Genomic DNA, 25,836 nt, shown 5'->3' with positions numbered 1-25,836 from the left:
GGTCTTGCCGCCGGCTCCAGCGCGTGCGGCTGCGCCGTTGTCGCTGCCGCCTCTTGGCGCAGCGCCTTCCTTGCCGCGGCGGCCTCTACCGCCGCGGTTGCGGTTGCCCCGCGCTCCACCCTGCTGGGCTCCTGCGCGATTGCCGCTCTCGACCATGGCGAAATCAATCGTATGGTCATCCATATTTACACGCTCCACGCGCACTTTCACCTCGTCCCCGATGCGATACATGTTGGAGGTGCGCTCACCGATGAGGACCATTCTCTGATCGTCAAAGTGGTAATAGTCGTCGCTCAGATCGCTGAGTCGAATCAGACCTTCTACCGTGTTCGGCAGCTCCACGAAAATTCCGAAGCCGGTCACGCTGCTGATGATGCCCGTGAACTCTTCTCCTACTTTATCAAGCATAAATTCACATTTCTTGAGCTGGTCGGTATCCCGCTCCGCGTCTACGGCTGCCCGCTCGCGCTCGGACGATTGCTGGGCAATCTCCGGCATCCGGGCCGTCAGCGTCTCCAGACGCGACTCGGACAGCGTTCCGCCGCTCTCCAGCACCTCTCGGATCACCCGGTGGATGACCAGATCGGGATAACGCCGGATCGGCGACGTGAAGTGGCTGTAGAACTCCGCGGCCAGGCCGTAATGGCCAAGGCTCTGGGCGTCGTAGCGCGCCTGCTTCATGGAACGGAGCATCATCGTCGAGAGGATGGTCTGTTCCTTCGTTCCTTTGATCTCTTCCAGCAGCGATTGAAGCGCCTTGGGATGGACCGCGTTGCCTTTGCCCTTGATGGCGTAGCCGAAGTTGGAAGCGATCGTGATGAAGGTCATCAGCTTCTCATTGTCCGGATTCTCATGGACCCGGTACAGGAACGGCACCTTGAGCCAGTAGAAATGCTCTGCTACCGTCTCGTTGGCCGCCAGCATGAATTCCTCGATGATCATCTCGGCAACGGAACGCTCGCGCTTCACGATGTCGATCGGCTTGCCCTCGTCGTCCACGATAATCTTGGACTCCTGGAAGTCGAAGTCGACCGCGCCGCGCTTCATGCGCTGGCGGCGAAGCTTCATCGCCAGCTCCTCCATGAGGTGGAACATCGGCACGAGATCCGCGTAACGCTCCATCAGGCGGGCCTTTTCCTCGCGGCGTTCGGCGCGTTCCTGGCGTTCGGCAGCTTCCCGAGCGGACCGTTCCTCCTCGCTCTCTTGCGGAGCGGCGGCTTCTCCCGCTGCAAAAGCATCCAGCTGGTCGAAGTCCTCCGGACTGCTCCGGACAACCTCTCCCTTGCGGTTGCGATTGCGGTTCCGGGTAGGCTCCGGCGCTTGCGACAACCAAGGATTTTGCGGGCCGGGACCGGACTTGTCCAGCGCGGCGGAATCGCCTGCAGCAGCCTGGCCTCCGTCCGGCACATGGCCGTCCTCGTCGGAGGCGAACTCCGAATCCTCCGGCAGAGGACCGGCATCGCTGGTCTCGATGATGAGGCCCATGCCGCCCGGAGGCAGCTTCTCGGCCTGCAGCAGCTCGGCCGCATCCTCTTCGTCCTCCAGGTAATCGGCCGAATGCTCGTCCGTTTCCTCTTCCTCCGGAATGCCGGCGTCCCCGCCTTCGACGATGAGGCCCATTCCGCCCTCAGGCAGCCGCTCGGCATGGCCGCGCAGGCTCTCGTCCACTTCCGCTTCCTCATCGAAACCGGCATGGCGGATGTCCTCGCCTGCATCTGCCTGGGCGCGGCGACGTGATTCCTCCATCAGCGCATTCGTGCTGACGACATCCTCCTCCGCCTCGTCCGGCGCAAGAATCTTGCGCACGTTCGTGTAGGACATGCGCTCCTTGGTCCGGATGACGCTCGTGAAGATGTCATGGCGGACCCGCTTCAGCGTGCTGGCGTCGAACTCCATCTCGCAGGACATCGTCAGACGGTCCACCTGCGGATGCAGGGAACAGATGCCGTTGGACAGGCGGTGCGGCAGCATCGGAATGACCCTGTCGGTCAGGTAGACGCTTGTCCCGCGGCGGTAAGCTTCCTGATCCAGGGCAGACTTGTCCCGGACATAGTAGCTGACATCGGCAATATGAACGCCGAGCAAATAATTGCCGTTGGGCAGCCGCTCGACTTGAACGGCATCGTCGAGATCCTTGGCATCCTCGCCGTCGATCGTGACGATCGTCTTGCCGCGCAAATCGCGACGGCCCTGGCTGACGATCTCTTCCTCGGTAATCGCATCCGGAGCCGCCTCGGCTTCCTCCATGACGTCATCGGGGAAGCTCTCCGGCAGCTGGTGCTTGCGGATGATGGAGAGGATGTCGACGCCGGGATCGTTTTTGTGCCCGAGCACCTCGATGATCTCGCCTTGAGCCGCGGCGCGGCCTTCCGGATAGTTCGTGATGCGGGCGACAACCTTCATCCCGGTCACAGCCCCGCCGAAAGATCCCTGAGGCACGAAAATGTCGCGGTTGATGCGCTTGTCGTCCGGCGTGACGAAACCGAACGTCTCATGGCTCTCGAACGTTCCGACGAGCTGGGACACGGCGCGTTCCACGATCTGGACGACTTCGCCTTCCATGCGGCCTCCGCCAGGAGTGCGCTCCGTCACTTTGACGAGCAGAATATCGCCATTCATGGCGGTGCCGAGATCATTCGCGCCGATATACACGTCCGCATGGGTCTTGTCCTCCGGAATGAGGAAGCCAAAGCCCTTGGCATGCGCCTGCAGACGTCCTTTCAACAAATTCAGATGCTGAGGCAATCCATAAGCCCCGCTGTCGGTGCGAAGCAAGGCGCCTTCTTCTTCCAGCTCATTTAGAAGCTTGAGAAACGCTTTGAAATCGGAGGCATTGTCTATGCCCAGCTGCCTTTCGAGCTCTTGATACGTCATCGGCTTGTACGCCGGCTGGTTCATCAAGTCCAGCAAGTCTTGTTTCGTTGTCATCGTTCTCCTTCTCACCTCATGCCGTCGGGCGCCCGTAGGTGCTGGCAGATCCAACCACTTTCTCTATACCATGTAGTATACACGAAATACGGCTTCATCAACCCACCTGCGCGACAATAAAAAGAAAAAGCGGGGATCTCCCCCGCTTTATCGATGCATTCGGCTTGCTATTTCAGGTAAGCGACCAGAAGCGCCAGGATGAAAAATCCGGCTGCCAGTCCAATCGTCAGGCGCTGCAGGAACAGATCCAGTCCGCGAGCTTTCTGCTTGCCGAACAGGTGCTCCGCTCCGCCGGAGATGGCTCCGGAGAGGCCTGCGCTCTTGCCCTTTTGCAGCAATACGACCGCAATCAAACCAAGGGAAAAAATCACGAGCAGAATTTTCAGAAATGTATCCATGCGTTTGTTACCTCCCAGCTTTCGTACAGCCTCCCGGCTGCCTGCCGCTAATGAATAGCTGAAGTTTTGCACATGCAGATCGCCTTCCACGCCGCGGAAAACGGTTTGCATGGGCAAAACCGTTCATGAACAGCACTCTGATTGTACCATAGGCATCGGCCCGAGAACAAGAGAAAGCCGCGCGACGCCTCCTGTCGGAAGGTCGGGCGGCTCATCGGCGCTTCTCTTAGTAGCCTTTGCTGCGCAGATAGTCGAGGCTGAGCTTCGCACTCTCGAGCGAGGAGCCGGCGAACTCCTCCTGCTCCACGATGAAATACTCGATGCCTGCCTGCTCGGCAATGGCGAAGACGCTTTCGAAATCAACGACACCGCTGCCCACTTCCGTATCGCGGCGGCCGTCCCCGAAGTCCTTCAGATGGACGACCGGAGTGCGTCCGGCATATCTCTTCACGTATTCCGCAGGCGATTGGCCGCCCATATGCACCCAGCCGAGGTCGAATTCCATGATCATCAGATCGGCAGGAATCTTCTCCAGCAGAATGTCGATGAGCGGCTTGCCGTCCACCAGCTTGAATTCGAAATCATGGTTGTGGTAGCCGTACATCAGGCCTGCTTCCTTGACCTGGCGAGCCGCGCGCTCGAGAGTCGCCGCGAGGCTGTCTACATCGGCCCTTGTAGGGCTTTCAGGCAGCGGAGCCCACGGAGTAATAATATACTTCAGTCCGATTTCCTTGGCGAATTCAATCTGCTTGGCCAGATCGGATTCGATCTTGTCCGGTTCGTTGAAGCTCAGGCCGACGTGTGCGGATACCGCCTTGATGCCGGCTTCCTCCATCGCCTTTTTCAAGTCTGCCGCGCTCGTGTTGAAATATCCGGCGAATTCCACGTACTCATAGCCCATTTCAGCTACCTTGCTGATCGTTCCAAGGAAGTCCTTTTCCGTCTGGTCGCGGAGCGTGTACAGCTGCAATCCGACTTGAGGTTTTGCCATCGTTCCAAACACCGCCTGTTCAATTGGGATAGCCCCAGTATAGCGCTTTCAATCGTACATAAGCTATGCCCGTTTTTGTGCCGTTTGTTTGTGATTTTGGCACAGGCCCTTTGGTTGCGTATCAATGCCAAGCCCTTATCCTCCCCAGTCGCCCGAATCCACCATTCAGCCAATCCGGGAAAGAACATTTTCGTATCGGACATACGATCCGCTATTTGTCCGAAGAGATATCCAAAAAGGATCCATTTATGCAGGGGTCGGTCCCCCCCTGTCTATCGGACATAGGATCCGCTATTTGTCCTTTATTAGCTGTTTTCATTCTCGTATCGGACATACGATCCGCTAATTGTGAACATTTATCCGTTTCCCGATTGAAACCAACTAAATAACGGATCCTATGTCCGATAACTATTCAAATTTGGAATTTCATCGAAAATAACGGATCCTATGTCCGATAGCCATCGCCCCTTTTATACCCGCATTCCTTCATCCTGTACTCGACTGGTCCACTTGCGATTCGCCTTCAGCTCGGCCGCTCGATCGATTCATCTAGATCTTCGCCCGAGATCTTCCCCTCTCCAGCTCCCCTCGGCCGATCCAGCTTGCTCCAATGGCTCAAACAACAGGGCTAAAAGAGGGTATTAACGGAACCCCTGCATCCATAACATCCATCAGTATTCAGTAGATCAACCGGCTACCAATCCGCTACTTTGGCTTTTTACGCTACCTGGACCCATCCTCAGCACCCACAGTATTTACTAGCGCCCACCAGTATCCCATTATCCACCGGCAAAGAATCCACAACACGCCAGGCCCGATAAAAACAAAAAATCCCCCGCGCTTACACGCAGGGGATTCCGATGAACCTGCCGGCCGGCATCAATCCAGCCCGGAAGTTCTTATTTTTTGAGGTTTTTGAGGTTGTAGAATGCGCTGCGGCCGGCGTATTGAGCCGTGGAGCCGAGCTGGTCCTCGATGCGAAGAAGCTGGTTGTACTTCGCTACGCGGTCCGTACGGGAAGGAGCGCCCGTCTTGATCTGGCCCGCGTTTGTAGCAACCGCGATGTCGGCGATCGTGCTGTCTTCGCTCTCGCCGGAACGGTGGGAGATGACAGCCGTGTAGCCGGCGCGTTTGGCCATTTCGATCGCGTCGAAAGTCTCGGTCAGGGAACCGATTTGGTTGACTTTAACGAGGATCGAGTTGCCCACGCCTTTGTCGATGCCGTCGGAGAGGCGCTCGGTGTTGGTGACGAACAGGTCGTCGCCTACGAGCTGGACTTTGCCGCCGAGCTTGTCGGTCAGCAGCTTCCAGCCTTCCCAGTCGTCTTCGGAGCAGCCGTCTTCGATCGTGAGGATCGGGTACTTGTCCGCCCAGCTTGCGAGCAGGTCCACGAACTCAGCCGAAGTGTAGGATTTGCCTTCGCCTTCGAGGTGGTACTTGCCGTCTTTGTAGAACTCGGTGGAAGCAACGTCCATGCCGAGGAAAACGTCGACGCCCGGCTTGTAGCCCGCACGCTCGATAGCGGAGATGATCGTCGTGATCGCCTCTTCGTTGGAGCCGAGGTTAGGGGCGAAGCCGCCTTCGTCGCCTACAGCCGTGTTCAGGCCTTTGTCCTTGAGGACGGACTTCAGGTTGTGGAAGATTTCAGCGCCGATGCGCAGAGCTTCCTTGAAGCTCTCGGCGCCGACAGGCAGAACCATGAACTCCTGCACGTCGACGTTGTTGTCGGCATGCTCGCCGCCGTTGATGATGTTCATCATCGGAACCGGCAGCACTTTGGCGTTGAATCCGCCCAGGTACGTGTAGAGCGGAACGTCCAGAGCGTCGGCGGCAGCGCGTGCTACAGCCATGGACACGGCCAGGATCGCGTTCGCGCCCAGCTTGCCTTTGTTGTGGGTGCCGTCGAGCTCGATCATCTTGCGGTCGATCAGCACTTGATCGAGAGCGTCGAGACCGATGATTTCCGGAGCGATCAGCGTGTTTACATTTTCAACGGCTTTCAGAACGCCTTTGCCGAGGTAGCGGCCTTTGTCGCCGTCGCGAAGCTCTACAGCCTCGTAAGCGCCGGTGGATGCGCCGGATGGTACGATGGCGCGGCCCTTGCCGCCGGATTCCAGGGATACTTCCACTTCAACCGTAGGGTTGCCGCGGGAGTCGAGCACTTCGCGTGCGTATACGTCAACGATGATAGACATAATGTTTGAACACTCCTTATCGTATGTGGGGTTGCAGACAGATCCGCCTGCTTGGCTGGCACTGAGAACAGTATACCAGCCACAGCGCTTCGGGACGAGTTTCCGCCTTTGATTTTTGGCAAAAGGAGGCCGGAGAGGCCCCGCTCCTGAGCTCCATTCGGCAACAGACATCTTGGCGGCTTGGCGCATGGGAAGTCTCTATGCCCAGTTGATCAGGCTGTCGCCGATTTTTTCCTTTTGGCCGCCCGGAGGCTTGCCGCAGCCGACGGCGGCCTACGCCTTGTTGATCAGGCTTTGGCCGGTCATCGCCCTGAGGCTTGCCGCAGTTGACGGCCTACGCCTTGTTGATCAGGCTTTGGCCGGTCATTTCAACCGGCTGCGGCAGCTCGAGCAGGTCGAGCAGCGTCGGCGCGATATCGGCCAGAATGCCGTTCTCGCGAAGCGTGACGCCCTGCTTGGTGACGATCAGCGGCACCGGGTTGGTCGTATGCGCCGTGAACGGGCGTCCGTCCGGTCCGATGACCATGTCCGCGTTGCCGTGGTCGGCGGTGATGAGCACGACGCCGCCTTTGGCGAGCACGGCGTCGACGACGCGGCCCATGCATTCATCCGTCGCTTCGACCGCCTTGATCGTCGGCTCCAGCATGCCGGAGTGGCCGACCATGTCAGGGTTCGCGAAGTTCAGGATGATCGCGTCATGCTTGTCGGAGTTGATCTCGCGCACGGCGGCGTCCGCCACCTCGTAAGCGCTCATCTCCGGCTGCAGATCGTAGGTCGCGACCTTAGGGGAGTTGATCAGGACGCGGGTTTCGCCCGGCAGCTCCTGGTCGCGTCCGCCGCTGAAGAAGAACGTCACATGCGGATATTTCTCCGTCTCGGCGATCCGCAGCTGTGTTTTGCCCTGCTGCACGAGCACCTCGCCGAACGTGTTGTCGAGGTTTTTCGGCTTGTAGGCGACGAAGCCGCCGACCGACTCGCTGAACAGCGTCAGGCAGACGAAATACAGATCCTTCGGAGCCTTGTCGCCGCGGTCGAAGCCGCGGAAGTCCTCGTTCGTGAACACCTGGGACAGCTGAATGGCCCGGTCCGGGCGGAAGTTGAAGAACACGACCGCGTCCTCGGATTCCACCAGCGAGACCGGCGAGCCGTCACCTTCCGTGATGACCGTCGGCATGACGAATTCGTCCATGACCGATTTCTCGTACGATTCCCGCACGGCGCGGATCGGATCGGTGTATTTCGGACCGTCTCCGTACACCATGGCGCGGTAGGACTTCTCCACGCGCTCCCAGCGCTTGTCGCGGTCCATCGCATAGTAGCGGCCTTGCACAGTCGCGATGCGGCCGATGCCAAGCTCCTCGATCTTTGCCTGCAGCTCGGTCAGATAGCCGACTGCGCTGTCCGGAGCGACGTCGCGTCCGTCGAGGAAGGCATGGATGTAGACCTGATCCAGCCCTTCCTTCTTGGCCAGCTCGAGCAGCGCGAACAGATGCTGGATATGGCTGTGCACGCCGCCGTCGCTTAGCAGGCCGTACAGATGCAGCTTCTTGCCGTTCAGCTTGGCATGGCGCACGGCGCCGAGCAGCGTATCGTTGTCGAAGAACTCGCCGTCGCGGATCGACTTCGTGATCCGGGTGAGGTCCTGATAGACGATGCGTCCCGCGCCGATGTTCAGATGGCCGACCTCGGAGTTGCCCATCTGGCCTTCGGGAAGGCCGACGGCTTCGCCGCAGGCGGTTAGCGTCGTATGGGGGAACTGGGCCATGAAGCGGTCGTAGTTCGGCTTATTGGCCTGAGCGACCGCGTTGCCCACGACATCATTGCGGAGGCCGAAGCCGTCCATGATGATCAGTGCGACCGGTTTGGGAGCCATGTTACTTCGCCCCCTCGACCAGAGCGATGTAGGAAGTCGGTTCCAGACTTGCGCCGCCCACGAGGGCGCCGTCGATGTTCGCCTGGCCCATGTATTCCTTCACGTTGGCCGGCTTCACGCTGCCGCCGTACTGGATGCGTACCGCGTCCGCCGTCGCTTGGTCGTACAGTCCGGCAACGACTTCACGGATGTAGGCGATGACATCCTCGGCGTCTTCAGCCGTGGAGGATTTGCCGGTGCCGATCGCCCAGATCGGCTCGTAGGCGATGACGACTTCGGCAGCCTGCTCGGCGGACAGGCCTTGGAACGCGCCTTGCGTCTGCACTTTGCAGACGTTTTTCGTGTCGCCGGCTTCGCGCTCTTCGAGCTTTTCGCCGACGCAGACGATCGGGGTCAGGCCGTGCTTGAACGCGGCCGCGACTTTCTTGTTCACGATCTCGTCCGTCTCGCCGAAGTACGCGCGGCGCTCGGAGTGGCCGACAATGACGTATTTCACGCCGAGATCGGCCAGCATGAGACCGGAGATTTCGCCGGTGAACGCGCCGTTGTCTTCAAAATGAAGGTTTTGCGCGCCGATGGCGATTTTCGTTCCTTTGGCCGCCTCGACGAGGGCCGGCAGCGTCGTGTACGGAGCGCAGATGACGCTCTCGACGCCGTCAACCTCGGCTCCGCCCTTCACTTCGCTGAAGAAGGATACGGCCTCGGATACCGTTTTGAACATTTTCCAGTTGCCTGCGATGATTGGAGTTCTTGCCATGGATATCATTCCTCTCCTGAAAACTGGGCTGCGCATCCGGAAACGAGGCTGCACATGCAGAAGACCGTTCCGATCGCTGCTCAAGCCGGAATTCTTTTTCATCCACCCGTCTAAAGGGGAGAATTCCGTCTTCAAATGCGACCGCTTATCCCGCTTCCATAATCGTCGAATGACGTCGACGTGAAGTTGCGGGACAAGCTTCTCCATGGCCATTCTGCCTGCTTCGCCTGCCGGATTTCGCCAGCCTTTTTCCCCTCGCTCCGCTCGGGAGAAAGAGATGTTACTTATCGTTAAGGGCGACTACGCCCGGAAGAACCTTGCCTTCCATGAACTCCAGGGAAGCGCCGCCGCCCGTGGAGATATGGTCCATCTTGTCGGCCAGATGGAATTTCTCGGCTGCCGCAGCGGAATCGCCGCCGCCGATGACCGTGTAGCCTTCCGTCTCGGCGCAAGCTTGCGCAACGGCGCGGGTGCCGTGCGAGAACGGCTCGATCTCGAATACGCCCATCGGGCCGTTCCAGACGACCAGCTTGGATTCCTTGATGACTTTGGCATACAGCTCGCGGGTTTTCGGCCCGATGTCGATGCCTTCCCAGTCGGCCGGAATGCCGTCCACGTCGACGATCTTCGTGTTGGCGTCCTTGCTGAAGTCGTCGGATACGACGATATCGACCGGAATCAGGAAGTTCTTGCCGAGCTTCTTGGCTTTCTCGATGAATTCGAGAGCAAGGTCCAGCTTGGAGTTGTCCACGAGGGATTGTCCGATTTCATGGCCTTGAGCCTTGAAGAACGTGTAGGACAGGCCGCCGCCGATGATGATGTTGTCGGCGATCTCGATCATCTTGTTGATGACGTCGATTTTGTCCTTGACCTTGGAGCCGCCGACGATAGCCGTGAACGGACGCTCCGGATTGTTCAGCGCCTTGCCGAGCACATCCAGCTCTTTCTCCATCAGAAGGCCGGATACGGCCGGAAGCAGATGGGCGATGCCTTCCGTAGAGGCATGGGCGCGGTGAGCGGCGCCGAAGGCGTCATTCACGAACAGGTCGGCCAGCGAAGCGAGCTGCTTGGCGAACTCCGGATCGTTCTTTTCCTCGCCCGGGTTGAAGCGGGTGTTCTCAAGCAGCAGCACGTCGCCGTCCTGCAGCGCGGCGGCTTTCGCCTGCGCATCGGGACCGGCGGTATCGTCGGCTTTGGCGACCGGCTTGCCGATCAGCTCGGCGAGGCGCGCAGCGACCGGAGTCAGGCGCAGCTCCTCCTTCACTTCGCCGCCAGGACGGCCGAAGTGAGCGGCCAGAATGACGCGGGCGCCCTTCTCGATCAGGTACTGGATCGTAGGCAGCGTTTCCCGGATCCGGGTGTCGTCGGTAATCGATCCATTTTCCATCGGCACGTTGAAATCGACGCGTACGAATACGCGCTTGCCCGCTACTTCCACATCACGAACGCTCTTCTTGTTCACAGCTGCTCGCCCTCCCGGTAGTGATTTCTATGGATAAAACATTGCTAAAGAGGAGAACGATCAATCGTCTCTCCTCTTTAGCTGTGGAATCGTCTATGCGATTAGGGACTTCTTACAGGCCTTTGGAAGCGATGTAAGCAGCCAGGTCGACGACACGGTTGGAGTAGCCCCACTCGTTGTCGTACCAGGAGATGACTTTGACCATGTTGCCTTCGACAACCATCGTCGACAGGGCGTCGATCGTGGAGGAAGCGGCATTGCCGTTGTAGTCGCTCGATACGAGCGGCTCTTCGGAGTAGAACAGGATGCCTTTCATGGAGCCTTCGGAAGCTTCCTTCAGGGCAGCGTTCACTTCTTCAACCGTCACATTCGATTTCACTTCGGCTACGAGGTCCGTTACGGAAACGTTTTTCGTAGGAACGCGCATAGCCATGCCGTTCAGCTTGCCTTTGAGCTCAGGCAGAACGAGGGATACGGCTTTGGCAGCGCCCGTGGAGGAAGGAATGATGTTTTCTGCGGCAGCGCGTGCGCGGCGCAGGTCCTTGTGAGGAACGTCCAGTACGGATTGGTCGTTCGTGTAGGAGTGGATCGTCGTCATCATGCCTTTTACGATGCCGAACTTGTCGTTCAGAACTTTGGCGAAAGGAGCCAGGCAGTTCGTCGTACAGGAAGCGTTGGAGATGACCGTGTGAGCGGAAGCGTCGTATTGGTCTTCGTTGACGCCCATGACGATCGTGATGTCTTCGTTTGTTGCCGGAGCGGAGATGATGACTTTTTTCGCTCCGCCTTTAAGGTGAAGCTCGGCTTTTTCTTTAGCCGTGAAGATGCCCGTCGACTCAACGACGATCTCGGCGCCTACGGAGCCCCAAGGCAGGTTTTCCGGGTTGCGCTCGGCAAAGACTTTGATCTCGCGGCCGTTGACGACAAGCGCGCCTTCTTTAGCTTCTACCGTAGCGTCCAGGACGCCGTGGGTGGTGTCATATTTCAGCAGGTGGGCCAGCGTTTTCGTGTCCGTCAGGTCGTTCACAGCGACGATTTGAACCTCGCTGTTGTTCAGTGCTGCGCGGAAGACGTTGCGTCCGATACGGCCAAATCCGTTAATACCAACTTTAACCATGGTTGATATTCCTCCTGTTAAATGAAGTTTGATGATGCATCTATCTCAAAGCAATTCGCATGCCCTGCCCCTGGCAGGCGCAGAGCCCGCGGATTGCCATGAAAACAAGTCTGTCCCCGCGGCGCCTGGAAGGACAAGAACCATTATCGCCTTGCGGCATGGCTCTTATTCCGTCAGCGCCGCGATTTCGAGGGCGGCCGCCTCGTCGGTGACGAGGATGTCCTCGTGGCCGAATCTCAGCACCGCGGAGATGGCCTCCGCCTTGGAGCGGCCGCCGGCCACCCCGATGACGACCTCGGTCGTCATGATGTCCTCCAGGCGGATGCCGGCGGTCTGCATCTTGTGCACGACGTTGCCGCTGCGGTCGAAGTAGTAGCCCCAGGCTTCGGCAAGCGCGCCGTCCGCCTTGAGGGAGTCGACCAGTCCGCTGTCGATCCGTCTGCGCCGGGCCATCACCATGGCGTCTCCGATGCCGTGGATGACGATGCGTGCGCTGCGGATGACCTCGACGATCTCCTTCACTCCGGGCTCCTGCATGAGGCTCGTGTAGGCCTCTTCGCTGAGATGGTCCGGGACGTGAAGCATCCGGTACTGCGCTCCCGTCCGCTTGGCCATCGTCGAGACGATTGTGCTCGCCTGGTATTCCAGGCTCTCTCCGAGCCCGCCTCGCGCCGGCACGAACAGGTTGCTCCGGCGCGGCGAGCTCGAGGCGAGCTGCGAGGCGACGCCCGCAAGCGTCGTTCCTCCGGTAACCGCCACGACATCCCGCTCGCCCAGCACCTGCAGGAGCGCCGCGGCTCCGGCGCGGCCAAGCTCCCGCTTGGCGCTGTCCGACTTCTCGGAATCGCCGGGCACGATGATGACCTTCTGCAAGCCGAACCGCTGCTTGAGCTTCTCCTCCAGGTCGCTGAGCCCGAGCAGCCCTCCGAGCTCGGGCTCCATCTCCTCCAGCAGCCGGCGGCCGGCCGGGCTGATGGACATGCCGGAGGATTTGATCTCTAGCAAGCCCTGCTCCTTGAGGAAGTCGGTCTCGGCTCTCAGAACTCTCTCCGTCATCGACAGGGAGGCGGCGAGCGTCCGGCGGCCGATCATGTCCGAGAGCATGACCTGATGCAGAATCGCATAACGGCGGCGGAGCGTATCGACGAGATCCGGAACGAGCTGACGCTGCAAATCAATAATGCTGCGCATGAGCGCCCCCACTCCACTCGTGCATGGCTGTCATGGGACATTTTTCGTCCCGGCCATTCATTTTACGTCCCACACCATTATTTTACCTCTTTTAGATAACCCCCGCAAGTGAGGAATACCCGATGAAAACGGTTGCCGACACCCAATTTTCGGATTTCTTTTTACGGAAACCTTTAGTGTTGCTTTTTCCTGCCAGCTGTTATACAATCTTAGACGTTACGTTTTTACAAGCGCCCGTGGTCCAATGGATATGACGTAGGCCTCCGGAGCCTGAGATCTAGGTTCGATTCCTAGCGGGCGCGCCAATTTACACCAATGGCTTCATTACATAGAAGGACCGGCATTCGTGCCGGTCCTTTTTTTGCATCCGGAGGAGATCGGACTTAGGATCGGGAAGCCGCCTCGCCGCTCCGGCTGCCGGAAGCGGAAGCTCAGGTTTAGAGAATAAGGAAGCCGGTTAAAATGGGCTATTGAAGGCTGTCCCGACCTCTTTGACCAAATTTGACTTTAAAATCGCAATCCATTAAAATGAGAAAGCAGCACCCCGCATATCCACTATTTATGAAGGTTATAAGGAGGGACTCGCACTTGGACATGAATTTTGTGCCTATGGTCATCGAGCAAAGCAACCGCGGTGAGCGCGCCTATGATATTTATTCCCGGCTGCTCAAGGACCGCATCATCTTCCTCGGCACCGGCGTCAACGATGTGGTGGCCAACTCCATCATCGCCCAAATGCTGTTCCTTGCAGCGGACGATCCGGAGAAGGACATCTCGCTTTATATCAACAGCCCCGGCGGCTCCATTACGGCCGGCATGGCGATCTACGACACGATGCAGTTCATCAAGCCGGATGTCTCCACGATCTGCGTCGGCATGGCGGCTTCCATGGGAGCGTTCCTGCTGACAGCAGGCGCCAAGGGCAAGCGTTACGCGCTGCCGAACAGCGAGGTCATGATTCATCAGCCGCTCGGCGGAGCCGAAGGCCAGGCGAGCGACATCGAGATCCGTGCCCGCCGCATCCTCAAGATGCGCGACAAGCTGAACGCCATCCTGTCCGAGCGTACCGGCCAGCCGCTGGAGCGCATCGAGAAGGATACCGACCGCGACAACTTCATGAGCGCGGAAGAAGCGACGGCTTACGGCCTCGTCGACAAAGTCATCGAGAAGCTGTAAGGTCGGCTGAATGGACGAAAAGAAAAGCAGCCCCCGGATTTGCCGGGGGCTGCTTTCTTTTTCTATTTGAGGGAGAACAATACGGTGATGTCGGAGGTGACGTCGACCTCGCCTGCATCCACGACCGTATTGGCCGAGGAGTCCGACGCTGCCGCCATCTTCATCTGCGCTCTCTCGATGACCGGCTGCACGACCTGGGCGCCGTTCTCCGAGATCGAGACGACCTCGCCGAGCGTGCGGCCCGAAGCCTGGGCCAGCGTCATCGCTTTGACCTTGGCGGCCTCGACCGCCTTCTGCAGCGCCTGCTGCGTGTAGGCGTCTCCTTTTTCCGTGCCGAAGGAAATGTTGTTGATCCGATTGGCGCCGGCTGCTGCCAGACCGTCGACGAGATCGCCGGTCTTATCTATGTTGCGGTAGGAAATCTGGATGTCCTGCACCGCTGTGTATCCGGTCAGCACTTGGCCTTCTTTATCCGTATAGCGGTATTGCGGCTGCACGGAGTAGTTCGTCGTCTTCAAATCCTTTTCCGCGACTCCGAAGGTTCCTGTCAGCGCCTTGCGCACGGCATCGTACTTCTTGGCCGCTCCGGCCTGCGCTTCCTTGGCCGTCTTGGCCGTTACCGATACGCCAGCCGATACATAGGCGATATCCGGCGCGACCGAAACCTTGCCAGTACCCGTTACGGCGACTGTATTCATCACGGCATTCTCCGTTCCCGCGGCAAAAGCCGGCTTGTTGAGCGGCTGACCGCCAAAAGCATTCCACGCCATCAACGATCCTGCTGTGATTCCCGCCGCTAGAAGCAGCACCTTGCTCTTATGCATCAGCCCGCCAGCCGCATTTCGTTTTTCCATTCCCAGCGCCTCCTTAGGTGTTGTCCTCTTGAAACGGCATGCACATGCAAAAGGTTGCATTTACCATCAAGGATTGACGATATTGTTGACTTTGAGACCTGGATAGGGGATTGGAGGACATGCGGGCAAATCTAATGGCCCCTGTCAGTCTTCGATGCTTGGTCGGAAATACGATTCCAAACCAATGACTTCCAGCATGCTTCAATTTATAGCAGCGGTCATACGATCCCAACCCTATGGCTCCAACTGTTTCGATCCATATCGGACATATGATACCAACCTAATGACTTTCCAGCTTGTTTCAATCCTTATCGAACATACGTTACCAACCCAATGGCTTTCCAGCATGCTTCAATTTATAGCGGACATACGATCCCAACCCTATGGCGCCAACATGTTTCGATCCTTATCGGACATAAGATCCGTTATTTAGATGATTTAAGCCCATTTCGATGATTATCGGACATACGATCCGTTATTCGGGCTCAACCGCGATCATTTTACTCTTTTTCAGGAAAATAACGGATCCTATGTCCTTTAAATTTATTTTAATGACAAAATCGAGTCCAATAGCGGATCCTATGTCCGATAATCCGTGCAATTGTCTCTAAAGCCATTACCACCGGGTCAAATCGAAGCATCAGGAGCATGAAGGGCCTGTTATCCCACTTCACCATGCCATAGGAGATAAAAGCTCAATTTGTGCCGGGAGATGCATTTGCTGGAGGCATTTGCAGTCGCCAATTGCAGTCGGCATTTGCAGTCGGCACTTGTAGTCGGCATTTTGCACTCGCCACTTGCACTCGCCACTTGCAGTCGCCACTTGCAGTCGGCATTTGCAGTCGGCACTTGCTGGAGGCATTTGCAGGAGACACTTGCTGGGGCATTTGCTCGAGGCACTTGCTGGGGGCACTTGCTCGAGGCAATTTCTTGGCTGGAGGCCTTGGCAGTCGACCTTTGCAGGCCTTTGCGCCATAGGCATCCGCGCCGCTGGTTTCAAGCAAATCAAAAAAAGCCCCCTGCGGGAGCTTTCGTGAAGCGCGTCCGAGGCTGCGCATGCAGCGCCCGGAGGCTGATTTATTGGTTCTCGAGCTCTTCCTTGCTCACCAGGGAGACTAAAGCGTTTACAGCCTGCTCTGCATCCGAACCCTCGGCACTGACGTAAACTTCCGTGCCGGAGCTGATCGCAAGGCTCATGATGCCCATGATGGACTTGGCGTTTACTTTCTTCTCGTCCTTTTCCACGAAAATCTCGGAAGAGAACTTGTTCGCTTCCTGCACGAAGAGTGCAGCCGGTCTTGCGTGAAGACCCGTCTTGAGTCTAACGACAACGGGTTGTCTGGTCATGAAATCTATACCCCCTAGTTCATTTTCACTGCTGCAACGGCGCTTCACGCGCTCGGTAACATCATCCGTTTCAGGTATGAGGAAATCTGGCCACGATTGCTACCATTATACCATCGGCCCGTGTAAGTTAAAAGTTCAGCTTCCACGCAATTTTTCGGCCAGCTCGTCGATTTTGCGAAGCCTGTGGTTCACGCCGGACTTGCTGACCGAGCCCTTCAGCATCTCGCCGACTTCCTTGAGGTTCATGTCGGGATGCAGAAGACGGATTTCCGCCACCTCTCGAAGCTTCTCGGGCAGGTTCTCCAGTCCCATCTCCTTCTGCAGCAGACGGATATTGTCGATCTGGCGCACGGCAGCTCCGATCGTCTTGTTGAGGTTGGCCGTCTCGCAGTTGACGATGCGGTTGACGGAGTTCCTCATGTCGCGCATGATGCGGACATCCTCGAATTTGAACAAAGCCTGATGAGCGCCGATGATGTTCAGCAGCTCGATGATCTTCTCGCCTTCCTTGATGTAGAAGATGAATCCCTTCTTGCGCTCGATGCATCGGGCGTTCAGCCCGAACTTGTTGGCCAGCGCCACCAATGCCCCGCAATGCTCCTCGTACATGCAGGAAATCTCCAAATGATAAGAGGAGCCTTCGGGGTTGTTGACGGAGCCGCCGGCCAGAAAAGCGCCGCGCAGGTAAGCGCGCTTGCAGCAAGGACGTTTGATCATATCCTTATCTATGCCCTGATTGAACATGAATCCTTCGGAAACGATGTTCAGATCCTTGAGAATTTCCTGGACCTTGGCCGGAATCCGGACAATGTAGACATTGTTCTTCTTCAGCCTCATCTTCTTGCGGACAAGCAGTTCGGTATGGACGTCGAAAATCTTCTTGATCAGGCTGTAGATCCGGCGCGCGATGGCCGCATTCTCCGTCGAGATGTCGAGGATGATCTTGCGGCTGGCCAAGTGGACCGATCCGTTCATCCGGATCAGAGCGGACAGCTCCGCCCGTTCGCAGCAGGCATCCTGGTTGTCCACGAGCGTCAATTCTTTTTTGGTCTGGGCCGCAAAGCTCATCTCTTCACCCCTTTCTTTGCATCCAGCTCTCTACAAGCTGATAGATATGATGGCTCAGGCGCACGGCATCATGCCGTAAATAAGTGCGGAACAACACGAGGCGGTCCGCGATGACCTTGTATCCCCGGCGCGTGACTTCGTCCAGATCGAGCTGGACAGCCTTCGCTCCCAATTCCGCGTAACGGTCCTGGACCTGCGGCGGAATCTCGCCGTCGTTGACGATGACGTAATCGAACAGCTGGTGGCCGATATGGCGGTGCACCGCTTCGAGATGATCGCTCACCGCATAATCGTCCGTCTCGCCCGGCTGGGTCATGACGTTGCAGATGAAAATCTTGATCGCATTCGACTGGACGATGCATTCCGCCAGCTTAGGCACGAGCAGGTTGGGAATAATGCTCGTGTACAGGCTGCCGGGTCCGATCAGGATCGCATCCGCCTCCTGGATCGCCTGGCATGCCTCCTCGAGCGGCTCCACGTCGGGAGGCTCGATGAACACCCGCTTGATCGGCTGCCCGGCCAGCGGAATATTGGACTCGCCCTCGACGATCGTTCCGTCCTCCAGCTCGGCCTTGAGCACGATCGCCTGATCCGACGCCGGCAGCACCGTGCCGCGCACGGCGAGCACCCGGCTCAGCTCCCTGACCCCGGTCACGAAGTCGCCGGATATATCCGTCATCGCCGCCAGCATGAGATTGCCGAGGCTGTGGCCGGCAAGTCCGGTGCCGCTCGGGAACCGGTATTGGAGCATCTCCGATAAAAGCGGCTCGACATCCGCCAGCGCCATGAGCACGTTGCGGATGTCGCCCGGAGGAGGAATTTGGAGCTCGCTGCGAAGGACGCCGGAGCTGCCGCCGTCATCGGCGACGGTGACGATCGCCGTGATGTCGAGCGGCTTCTCCTTGAGACCGCGGAGCATGACGGACAACCCCGTGCCGCCGCCGATGACGACGATTTTCGGAAGTGGAGTCTTTGTTTTGCTGCTTGCCATATAAGCCCCGCCTTATGGACGGTCACGTCCGGCATCGCGATGGCTCACCCGGACCGACTCCGTCTCGCTGCTGCCGAGCATGCGCCCGAGATATTCCGAAATGGCGACGGAACGGTGCTTGCCGCCCGTGCAGCCGATTCCGATGACGACTTGACTCTTGCCCTCTTTGCGGTATAAAGGAATCAAAAATTGCAGCATGTCGAGGAGCTTGGTCAGAAACGCCTGGGTATCCGGCCACTTCATAACATAATCATATACATCCTGATCCTGTCCGGTGCGCGGACGCAGATGCTCGACGTAATGGGGATTCGGCAGGAAGCGGACGTCGTAGATCAGATCGGCGTCGATCGGAATGCCGTACTTGAAGCCGAACGAGGTGACATTGACCGAGAACGGCGCCTGCTTGGCATTCGTGAAGCGCGAAATGATGGACTCCTTGAGCTCGGCCGGCTTCAGCTTGCTCGTGTCGATTGTCTGCGTCGCCGAATTTTTGAGCTCCTCCAGCAGCTGTCTCTCCAGATGGATGCCTTCGAGCGGCAAGCCGTTGGGAGCGAGCGGATGCCGCCGCCGGCTTTCCTTGTAGCGGCGTACGAGAACGTCGTCGGTCGCGTCCAGGAACAGAATCTCATGCTGAAAGGTAAAGTGGTTCTTGATGTAGTCGAGCGACTCCGACAGGGCGGTGAAAAACTCGCGGCCGCGCAAATCGATGACGAGCGCCACTTTGGCGATTTTGCCGTTGGAGCCGTCGATCAGCTCGGCAAACTTCGGGATGAGCACCGGAGGCAGATTGTCGACGCAGAAGAACCCGAGATCCTCGAGGCTCTGAACTGCGATCGTCTTGCCTGCGCCGGACATGCCCGTAATGATGACCAGCTTGGGCGTATTCGTTTCCATATGCTGTTCCTCCCTAGGGGGGTGCCGGACTAAATCCGCCGATCCATATCCAGCCCCCGGGTTGGCTTCGCCTGCTAGGAGCGGAGAATGAGTCCGGCGGCGCCGACGACGCCCGCATCGTTGCCTAGTGTGGCGGCGACGATCTCCACGCCTTCCTTGGCTTGGTCCTGCGTATATTTGGCGAACACTTCACGGATCTGGTCGAACAGGAAATCGCCGGCCTTGGCGACGCCCCCGCCGATGATGAAGCGCTGCGGATTCAGGGTGACGGCGGTGGCCGCCATCGACCGGCCGAGGTAATAGGCAGCGCGGTTCACGATGCGGGATGCCACTTCGTCGCCTGCTTTGGCGGCGTCGATGACTTCCTTGGCCATGATGTTGGGCTCCAGAGACAGCGACGTGCGGTCGCCGCGCTCGACGGCATCCTTGGCCATGCGGATGATGCCGGTCGCGGAAGACACCGTCTCCAGGCAGCCGGTTTTGCCGCAGGTGCACTGGATCGCTTCCAGATCGGGCACGATCGACATGTGGCCGAGCTCTCCGGCCATGCCGCCAAAGCCTTCATAGATGCGGCCGTTGATGATGACTCCGCCTCCCACGCCGGTGCCGAGCGTGTAGCAGACGCAGTTCGGAATGCCGCGGCCCGCTCCGGCCCAAGCTTCGCCGAGAGCGGCGACATTGGCGTCGTTGTTGACCTTGACGGTCTTGTTCAGCTTCTCTTCAAGCAGCTGCTTGAGAGGCACGTTGCGTATATTCAAATTGTTGGAGAACTTCACGATGCCATTCGGGATGTCCAGGAAACCTGCGATCCCGACGCCGACTCCGCCTACTTGTTCCCAGGCAAAACCCGCCTCGCCGACGACATGGCGCACGTACGCCACGATGTTGTCCACGATGCGCTCTGCGCCCTGGGAAGCTTCCGTCGGGCCCTCATACGTCCGGAGCAGCTCGCCCACCGCGCTGCAAACTCCAACTTTGATGGCGGTGCCGCCGATATCCGCTCCAACGTAGATTGTTTCTGACATGTGTTAGCCACCTCAATTATAAGTTAACTTCTTTAAGTTACTATAAGGCAAGCCATAGTCCAGGTCAAGGTAACAACGCGGCCCGGCGAATCGCGCCGCCGCCGCATCCGCCGGTTCCGAGCTCAGCGGAGAAAATCCCGGAAAACCGCGGATCCGAGCCTCTAGAACTCTCTCTATCGGAGCCGAATGTTCCCGTCAAGGATAAAAAAAAGCCGCCACCCGGCCAACTGGCATCGATCGGGTAGCAGCCCTATGGGTGAGCTCGATTAAAGCGTCTGGCTCCAGTCATGCACCATGGAACCTTCCAGGTACTTCTCGCAGTCCAGCGCCGCCATGCAGCCGCTGCCGGCGGCCGTAATGGCCTGGCGGTACTTCAAGTCCTGCACGTCTCCGCAAGCGAATACGCCCGGCACGTTCGTTTCCGTCGTTCCCGGCTTCACCATGATGTAGCCATGGTCGTCGGTGTCGATCTGGCCGCCCAGGAACTTCGTGTTCGGCGTGTGGCCGATGGCGACGAAGATGCCGTTCGTCTCGAGGATCTCCTCTTGTCCGCTCTCGTTGTTGCGGACCTTCAGGCCGGTCACGCCGAGCGGGCCTGCAACGACTTCAACCGGCGTGCGGTTGAGGGCGAAGCTGATCTTCTCGTTGTCGCGGGCGCGGTCCTGCATGATTTTGGAGGCGCGCATCTCGTCGCGGCGGTGGACCAGATCGACGTTGGTCGCAAAGCGGGTGAGGAAGTTGGCCTCCTCCATGGCGGAATCGCCGCCGCCGACCACGATGATCTTTTTGCCGCGGAAGAAAAAGCCGTCGCATGTAGCGCAAGTGCTGACTCCGCGGCCGACGTTCTCCTTCTCTCCGGGAATGCCGAGGTAACGCGCGGATGCGCCGGTCGAGATGATCAGGGATTCGGCGACAAGCTCGCCTTGGCCTTCCACCTGGATCTTGAACGGACGCTCCGACAGATCGACGCTGTTGACCCAGCCTGTGCGGAATTCAGCGCCGAAACGCTCGGCCTGCTTGCGCATGTTGGCCATGAGCTCAGGACCCATGATTCCATCCGGGAAGCCGGGGAAGTTCTCCACCTCCGTCGTCGTTGTCAACTGGCCGCCCGGCTCCGGTCCTTCGATGACGAGAGGGTTGAGGTTGGCGCGGGCCAGATAGATCGCAGCGGTCAAGCCGGACGGGCCGGTACCGATGATAATGGACTTGTACATGGATGTTACCTCCTAAATTGCCTGCTTGATTATAATTATTCTTATTCTAATCCATGGCAGGGCAATCCGTCAAAGACGCCGCCGCTTCTTCATGAAACGTTCATGGTGCCAGGCGAGGCTTCCCTCAAGGAAGGAAGACCGCACGGATGCTCTTGGCCTTTTCCTTGATGCCGCATACTTCATCGATGCGCCTCGCGTTCTTGCTGACGGTGGCGACCGATGTTCCGTAGCGCTGCGCCACTTCTTGGTAAGAGATGGCGCGTCGGTGCATCTTGGCCGTCAAGTATTCCAGCGCGGCGGACCATCCTTCCGCCTTGCCCAGCTTCGGCACATCGGGATAGACGCGCGTCAGGAAGTCGACCCAGAGCGTCATCAGCTCGTATTGCTGGATCAAGCCGTACTGCTTGCCCATTTTCTCATAGGCCGCATCCAGCACGACCTGCCATTTCTCTTCCCATACCGGCAGCCTCGACGGCCCCGAGCCCGGGGCCAGCTGCCTGGCTTCTCCGCCCATCACCGCGGGAAGGGTATCCTCCACGCCGATGGAACGAAGAGCGAACAGCGCCATCCGCTTGAGATCGTCATCCTCTTCCGGTTCGAGCAGGAGCGCCTGAAGGGCCTCCTTCACCTCATGGTCCGCAATCAAGGCGAGCGCCTGGATCACCTGAAGCTTCGTCTTGCGGTCTCCGTTGCGCAGCGCCCAGAAGAAGGAGGACCGCACGAGAGGATTCGTCTTCATCCCGTCCGGCATGCCGCCCGGCAGCTTCTCCCACATCCGGAACTGCTCCTCGAACGGAAGGTGGTAGTGGTAGCTGGCCGCGATCGGCTCCCCGGAAAGCTCTCCCAGCTGAAGCTGCTCCAGGTAATAAGGGGCGACATCGGACTGCGGGTCCCTCTTGAGCGCCTGGCGCCATAGCTGACGGGCTTCCTCCGGCCGGCCGACATGGAGCGCGGCAACGGCTGCATAGTGGTACAAGGAGCCGTCGTTATCCGCCGAACCGTCCTTGATCAGGCGCTTGAAGTGGCGCAGCGCACACTCGTGCTCCCCTAGAATACCCATCGTAGTGGCCAATTTAAACACATGCTCCTGATGGAACGGCAGCGTACGGCTCAGCAAGCCGGCCAAAGGCGCGAGCTTATCCGCATCGCCGGCATGCTGGTAGAAGATAGCCAGATTGCAGAGAGCGTGGAGATTCCCTTCCTCCAGCTCGAGCACTTCGAGAATCGTTTCCATTGCCCTCTCGAATTGCCCCATATAATAGTAAGCCAGCGCCAGATTGTTGCGCGCGGCCAGAAAGTCGGCATTGCCGGCAACGATCGATTCCAGCAGCTTGGCGGCCTGGGCGAACTTGCCTTCCTCCAGAAGAGCGCGGGCCTGGTCATGCTCGGCGGCTCCGCCGCGGGCTTTGATCGTGACGACCGGGGTCGGACGCTTCAGCTCGTACTGCAGCAGCTCCATCATTTCCTCGGCGTCCTCCAGGTAATGCCCTTCCGCGTCTTCTTCCAGGTAGCGGACAAGCGCATGCTCCGCCTTGTCGTACTGCTCCATATTGGCGTAGTTGTTGGCCAGATAGAAGTAACATTCCGTCATGCCCGAATCGACGGACTCCAGAATCTCGATCAGAATCCGGTTCGATTCCTCGTAGCTGCCCATCTCCGACAGGATGCCGGCCAGATTGCAGTGATTGACGGGATTCTCCGGCTCGTACTCGACGGCCCGGCGGAAATACTTCAGCGCCTTGTCGTAGTGATAGCGGTCCATCGAGCGCACGGCGCGCTCGAAGAAGAACGTTGCGTCCCACTGGATCGGTATAATCTTTGCTGCCTGGTCCGCAGCCGTTCTTTTCTCCTCTTCCACCCGGTCAAGGCACCTCCTTCTTCTATCTCCCAAAACTCGAATGCATCCGATTATACCATAACCATTCCTTCCTTACACGGTAGAAAATGTGGAATGAACCGCTCGTTCCCCATGAGAAAAAAAGCGGAAGGCCGGGATCGGCCTTCCGCGTTGATGATGCCGGCTCTCCCTCGCCGATTGGGAAGGGAGCCCGTCCGCCTCCGAGGCGGCTAGATGCCGGCGTTCTTGAACAGGGTGCTGATGGAGCCGCCCTGCATGATGATCTTGGTCGCATCCGCGAGCATAGGCGCGACGGAGAGAACCTTGAAGCGGTCGGAGCGGATCTCGGGAAGCGTAATCGAATCCGTCACGACGACCTCCTTGATCAGAGGATGGTCCAGCTTCTGGATGGCGTTGCCGGAGAAGAGCGGGTGCGTCGCGCAGACGTACACGTCCTCGGCCCCGCGCTCCTTGAGCCCCTCGACGACGTTGACGATCGTCGTGCCGGTATCGATCAGATCCTCGATGATGATCGGCGTCTGCCCTTCCACGTCCCCGATGACGTGGGTGATGACCGACTCGTTGTGGGCCGGGCGTTTTTTGATCATGATTGCGAATGGCGAGTCCAGGTAGTTGGCCAGCTTCTCGGCGGTAGACGCCCGGCCTGCATCCGGAGATACGACGACGGGATTCTTGATGTTCTTGCTCTTGAGATAATCGCTGATAAGGTCAAGAGCCGTGAGATGGTCTACCGGAATATTGAAGAAGCCTTGGATAGCCGGAGCATGAAGATCGATGGTGATGATGCGCGTCGCTCCGACGGTAGTCAGGATGTCCGCCAGCATCTTGGCCGAAATCGGCTCGCGCGGCGCGGACTTGCGCTCCTGGCGCGCATAGCCGTAGTACGGCATGATGATGTTGACGGTCTTGGCCGATGCGCGCTTGGCGGCATCGATCATGACGAGAAGCTCCACCAGATGCTCGTTGATGGGATACGAGAACGACTGCACCAGGAACACGTGGCAGTTCCGGATCGTCTCCTCGTAGTGGCAGTAAATCTCTCCGCTCTTGAACTTGGACAGCTTGATCGCCCCGAGCGGCAGTCCCAGTTCCCCGCTGATCTTCTTCGCCAGTTCCGGATTCGACGAACCCGAGAAAATTCGCAACTTGTCGCTAAACATGATACCCTCCTGAGCGTTCCAACCAAAAATTTGACATCATCCTGCTAAACCCCTGCATGTTCGACACGTCTATTATACATGGTATGCCGCAGAATTCAAAAATCGATAAGTAACCGTTTTCGGCTCTGGAACGTGGCAAGCTGCCCGTAACCGGCTTCTTTCAGCCTCATGCGCGCTTCCGGCAAGTATTGCTCCAGCCGCTCCGGCTGATGGCAGTCGGAGCCGAGAGTGACCGGAATGCCGAGCTCGCACGCTTTTTTCAGCATCCGGGGTCCAGGGAACATCTCCGCGCAAGGCATCCGCAGTCCCGATGCGTTCAGCTCGATCGCCAGATCGGCCTCCCGGACCGCTTCCAGCGCCGCATCCTCCAGACGGGTCACATCGTCCTGCGGACGGAAGCCGAACCGCTTGATGACGTCGATATGCCCGATATAATCGTACAGGCCGCTTCGCGCGGCTTTGCCTACCGCATCGTAGTAGCGCTCGTAGACGGCCATAGGGTCGCGCATCTCCCAGCCGCCCGTCTGCCGATAGTCGGTAATGTCCCATGTGCCGAGAAAATGGACCGAGCCGATGACGTAATCCCACGGATAGGCATCGATCAGCTCCGCTATTTTTTCCTCGCAGCCTTCGATATAATCGCCTTCCATTCCGACCCGGATATCGATGTCGCCTTTGTATTTCTCCTTGAGCGCGAGCGCTTCTTCGACGTAGCGGGGAAGCTCGTTCATCGCCATCGCCATTCCGGGATAATACTCATGCGGCTTGACGTGCAGCAGCGGCATATGGTCGGACAGGCCGATCTGGTGCAGTCCGGTCGCGATCGCCTGGCGGACGTAGTCCTCCAGGCCGCCGACGGCATGGCCGCAGCGCTCGTGGTGGGTGTGGTAGTCGATGCGGATGCTCATTGGGTTTTCTCCTTCGCTTGGATGGAATTCGCTTGCGCGTGTGGGCCGCTTCGCGGGTGGTACGCTTCGCGGACGGGTATGACAATCGGTACGCTTCGCGGACGGGTATGACAATCGGTACGCTTCGCGGCTGAAATTTCTATGCACGTAAGAACCGCTGCGCGGCTGACCATTCTTCCGATCGCTGTTGAAGCCATATTCTATTCATTAAAAGGTATTTATAGGTAAGAATATGTCTTCAAAGGCGACCACTTCCGTTTCTTCAGAACGGTCAGTCCGCTTCCGCGGCAAGGTGCATGAAAATAAAGCGCAACGATAAGCGCACGCGGGAGCGGCTGCACGGCGCGATGAGCGCACGCGGGCTCGGCTTCGCGGCGCGATGAGCGCACGCGGGCTCGGCTTCGCGGCGCGTTGAGCGCACGCGGGAGC

20 protein-coding genes and 1 tRNA gene are annotated in these 25,836 nt (G+C 58.5%); 2 read left to right on the top strand and 19 right to left on the bottom strand.

Going from position 1 to position 25,836, the window contains the following annotated elements; all coding sequences use genetic code 11:
• From PHU01S_RS26780 to PHU01S_RS23460, 9 genes are all read right to left on the bottom strand, one after another.
• On the bottom strand, positions 1 to 2,928 hold a 2,928-nt coding region (locus tag PHU01S_RS26780), incomplete at its 3' end, for a VacB/RNase II family 3'-5' exoribonuclease (RefSeq protein ID WP_246029325.1).
• A 167-nt stretch (positions 2,929 to 3,095) separates the two neighbouring features.
• Positions 3,096 to 3,326, bottom strand: coding sequence for a preprotein translocase subunit SecG (gene secG / locus PHU01S_RS23495; RefSeq protein ID WP_048744964.1), 231 nt, complete (start codon positions 3,324 to 3,326; stop codon positions 3,096 to 3,098).
• Between the two features lie 226 nt (positions 3,327 to 3,552).
• Positions 3,553 to 4,317 (bottom strand): sugar phosphate isomerase/epimerase family protein, encoded by a 765-nt coding sequence (locus PHU01S_RS23490; RefSeq protein WP_049868721.1) that lies wholly within the window; start codon positions 4,315 to 4,317, stop codon positions 3,553 to 3,555.
• A gap of 899 nt (positions 4,318 to 5,216) precedes the next feature.
• Entirely contained in the window at positions 5,217 to 6,512 is a 1,296-nt protein-coding gene (gene eno / locus PHU01S_RS23485; protein ID WP_049868720.1) for a phosphopyruvate hydratase, read from the bottom strand.
• 334 nt (positions 6,513 to 6,846) lie between these two features.
• On the bottom strand, positions 6,847 to 8,385 hold the full coding sequence (gene gpmI, locus PHU01S_RS23480; protein ID WP_049868719.1) for a 2,3-bisphosphoglycerate-independent phosphoglycerate mutase: 1,539 nt from the start codon (positions 8,383 to 8,385) through the stop codon (positions 6,847 to 6,849).
• Between the two features lies 1 nt (position 8,386).
• Positions 8,387 to 9,142: a triose-phosphate isomerase gene (gene tpiA / locus PHU01S_RS23475; RefSeq protein WP_049868718.1), complete on the bottom strand. Its 756-nt coding sequence runs from the start codon at positions 9,140 to 9,142 to the stop codon at positions 8,387 to 8,389.
• Positions 9,143 to 9,422: 280 nt separating this feature from the next.
• The gene (locus tag PHU01S_RS23470; protein ID WP_127510204.1) at positions 9,423 to 10,604 is read right to left on the bottom strand and encodes a phosphoglycerate kinase; all 1,182 of its coding nucleotides are present in this window, start codon (positions 10,602 to 10,604) and stop codon (positions 9,423 to 9,425) included.
• Positions 10,605 to 10,716: 112 nt separating this feature from the next.
• Entirely contained in the window at positions 10,717 to 11,721 is a 1,005-nt protein-coding gene (gene gap / locus PHU01S_RS23465; RefSeq protein ID WP_048745358.1) for a type I glyceraldehyde-3-phosphate dehydrogenase, read from the bottom strand.
• A 165-nt stretch (positions 11,722 to 11,886) separates the two neighbouring features.
• Complete coding sequence (locus tag PHU01S_RS23460) at positions 11,887 to 12,912, bottom strand: sugar-binding transcriptional regulator (protein WP_048745356.1); 1,026 nt, start codon at positions 12,910 to 12,912, stop codon at positions 11,887 to 11,889.
• Between the two features lie 230 nt (positions 12,913 to 13,142).
• On the opposite strand from PHU01S_RS23460, the gene PHU01S_RS23455 reads away from it, so the two are divergent.
• Positions 13,143 to 13,217, top strand: a tRNA-Arg gene (locus PHU01S_RS23455).
• 289 nt (positions 13,218 to 13,506) lie between these two features.
• The gene (gene clpP / locus PHU01S_RS23450; RefSeq protein WP_174806401.1) at positions 13,507 to 14,088 is read left to right on the top strand and encodes an ATP-dependent Clp endopeptidase proteolytic subunit ClpP; all 582 of its coding nucleotides are present in this window, start codon (positions 13,507 to 13,509) and stop codon (positions 14,086 to 14,088) included.
• Positions 14,089 to 14,150: 62 nt separating this feature from the next.
• On the opposite strand, the gene PHU01S_RS23445 is transcribed toward clpP, so the two are convergent.
• From PHU01S_RS23445 to hisJ, 10 genes are all read right to left on the bottom strand, one after another.
• On the bottom strand, positions 14,151 to 14,942 hold the full coding sequence (locus PHU01S_RS23445; RefSeq protein ID WP_164763172.1) for an SIMPL domain-containing protein: 792 nt from the start codon (positions 14,940 to 14,942) through the stop codon (positions 14,151 to 14,153).
• 1,077 nt (positions 14,943 to 16,019) lie between these two features.
• A complete protein-coding gene (locus PHU01S_RS23440) occupies positions 16,020 to 16,289 on the bottom strand; it encodes an HPr family phosphocarrier protein (protein ID WP_048745351.1) in 270 nt (89 codons plus the stop codon).
• Positions 16,290 to 16,424: 135 nt separating this feature from the next.
• Entirely contained in the window at positions 16,425 to 17,357 is a 933-nt protein-coding gene (gene whiA / locus PHU01S_RS23435; RefSeq protein WP_076359098.1) for a DNA-binding protein WhiA, read from the bottom strand.
• 4 nt (positions 17,358 to 17,361) lie between these two features.
• Positions 17,362 to 18,348: a gluconeogenesis morphogenetic factor MgfK gene (mgfK, locus tag PHU01S_RS23430; protein ID WP_076359099.1), complete on the bottom strand. Its 987-nt coding sequence runs from the start codon at positions 18,346 to 18,348 to the stop codon at positions 17,362 to 17,364.
• A 12-nt stretch (positions 18,349 to 18,360) separates the two neighbouring features.
• Positions 18,361 to 19,242: an RNase adapter RapZ gene (rapZ, locus tag PHU01S_RS23425; RefSeq protein WP_076359100.1), complete on the bottom strand. Its 882-nt coding sequence runs from the start codon at positions 19,240 to 19,242 to the stop codon at positions 18,361 to 18,363.
• 74 nt (positions 19,243 to 19,316) lie between these two features.
• Positions 19,317 to 20,267, bottom strand: coding sequence for an ROK family glucokinase (locus tag PHU01S_RS23420; protein WP_076359101.1), 951 nt, complete (start codon positions 20,265 to 20,267; stop codon positions 19,317 to 19,319).
• A gap of 266 nt (positions 20,268 to 20,533) precedes the next feature.
• Positions 20,534 to 21,481: a thioredoxin-disulfide reductase gene (gene trxB, locus PHU01S_RS23415; RefSeq protein WP_076359102.1), complete on the bottom strand. Its 948-nt coding sequence runs from the start codon at positions 21,479 to 21,481 to the stop codon at positions 20,534 to 20,536.
• A gap of 124 nt (positions 21,482 to 21,605) precedes the next feature.
• On the bottom strand, positions 21,606 to 23,339 hold the full coding sequence (locus tag PHU01S_RS23410) for a tetratricopeptide repeat protein (protein ID WP_127510200.1): 1,734 nt from the start codon (positions 23,337 to 23,339) through the stop codon (positions 21,606 to 21,608).
• Positions 23,340 to 23,548: 209 nt separating this feature from the next.
• Positions 23,549 to 24,499 carry a ribose-phosphate diphosphokinase gene (locus PHU01S_RS23405; protein ID WP_048745346.1) on the bottom strand — a complete coding sequence of 317 codons (951 nt, stop codon included), beginning with the start codon at positions 24,497 to 24,499 and terminating at the stop codon, positions 23,549 to 23,551.
• A gap of 95 nt (positions 24,500 to 24,594) precedes the next feature.
• Positions 24,595 to 25,401, bottom strand: a complete 807-nt coding sequence (gene hisJ / locus PHU01S_RS23400) for a histidinol-phosphatase HisJ (RefSeq protein WP_049869790.1) — start codon at positions 25,399 to 25,401, stop codon at positions 24,595 to 24,597.
• Between the last annotated feature and the right edge of the window lie 435 nt (positions 25,402 to 25,836).

Source organism: Paenibacillus humicus NBRC 102415 (assembly GCF_004000905.1).
Taxonomy (GTDB): Bacteria; Bacillota; Bacilli; order Paenibacillales; family Paenibacillaceae; genus Paenibacillus_O; species Paenibacillus_O humicus.
Note: the sequence above shows the minus strand (reverse complement) of the source record. Positions and strands in the feature narration are given on the sequence as shown.

Coding starts and splice junctions, on each gene's coding strand:
- secG (WP_048744964.1), bottom strand. CDS start 3,326: ATGGATACATTTCTGAAAATTCTGCTCGTGATTTTTTCCCTTGGTTTG.
- PHU01S_RS23490 (WP_049868721.1), bottom strand. CDS start 4,317: ATGGCAAAACCTCAAGTCGGATTGCAGCTGTACACGCTCCGCGACCAG.
- eno (WP_049868720.1), bottom strand. CDS start 6,512: ATGTCTATCATCGTTGACGTATACGCACGCGAAGTGCTCGACTCCCGC.
- gpmI (WP_049868719.1), bottom strand. CDS start 8,385: ATGGCTCCCAAACCGGTCGCACTGATCATCATGGACGGCTTCGGCCTC.
- tpiA (WP_049868718.1), bottom strand. CDS start 9,142: ATGGCAAGAACTCCAATCATCGCAGGCAACTGGAAAATGTTCAAAACG.
- gap (WP_048745358.1), bottom strand. CDS start 11,721: ATGGTTAAAGTTGGTATTAACGGATTTGGCCGTATCGGACGCAACGTC.
- PHU01S_RS23460 (WP_048745356.1), bottom strand. CDS start 12,912: ATGCGCAGCATTATTGATTTGCAGCGTCAGCTCGTTCCGGATCTCGTC.
- clpP (WP_174806401.1), top strand. CDS start 13,507: ATGAATTTTGTGCCTATGGTCATCGAGCAAAGCAACCGCGGTGAGCGC.
- PHU01S_RS23445 (WP_164763172.1), bottom strand. CDS start 14,942: ATGGAAAAACGAAATGCGGCTGGCGGGCTGATGCATAAGAGCAAGGTG.
- PHU01S_RS23440 (WP_048745351.1), bottom strand. CDS start 16,289: ATGACCAGACAACCCGTTGTCGTTAGACTCAAGACGGGTCTTCACGCA.
- whiA (WP_076359098.1), bottom strand. CDS start 17,357: ATGAGCTTTGCGGCCCAGACCAAAAAAGAATTGACGCTCGTGGACAAC.
- mgfK (WP_076359099.1), bottom strand. CDS start 18,348: ATGGCAAGCAGCAAAACAAAGACTCCACTTCCGAAAATCGTCGTCATC.
- rapZ (WP_076359100.1), bottom strand. CDS start 19,242: ATGGAAACGAATACGCCCAAGCTGGTCATCATTACGGGCATGTCCGGC.
- PHU01S_RS23420 (WP_076359101.1), bottom strand. CDS start 20,267: ATGTCAGAAACAATCTACGTTGGAGCGGATATCGGCGGCACCGCCATC.
- trxB (WP_076359102.1), bottom strand. CDS start 21,481: ATGTACAAGTCCATTATCATCGGTACCGGCCCGTCCGGCTTGACCGCT.
- PHU01S_RS23405 (WP_048745346.1), bottom strand. CDS start 24,499: ATGTTTAGCGACAAGTTGCGAATTTTCTCGGGTTCGTCGAATCCGGAA.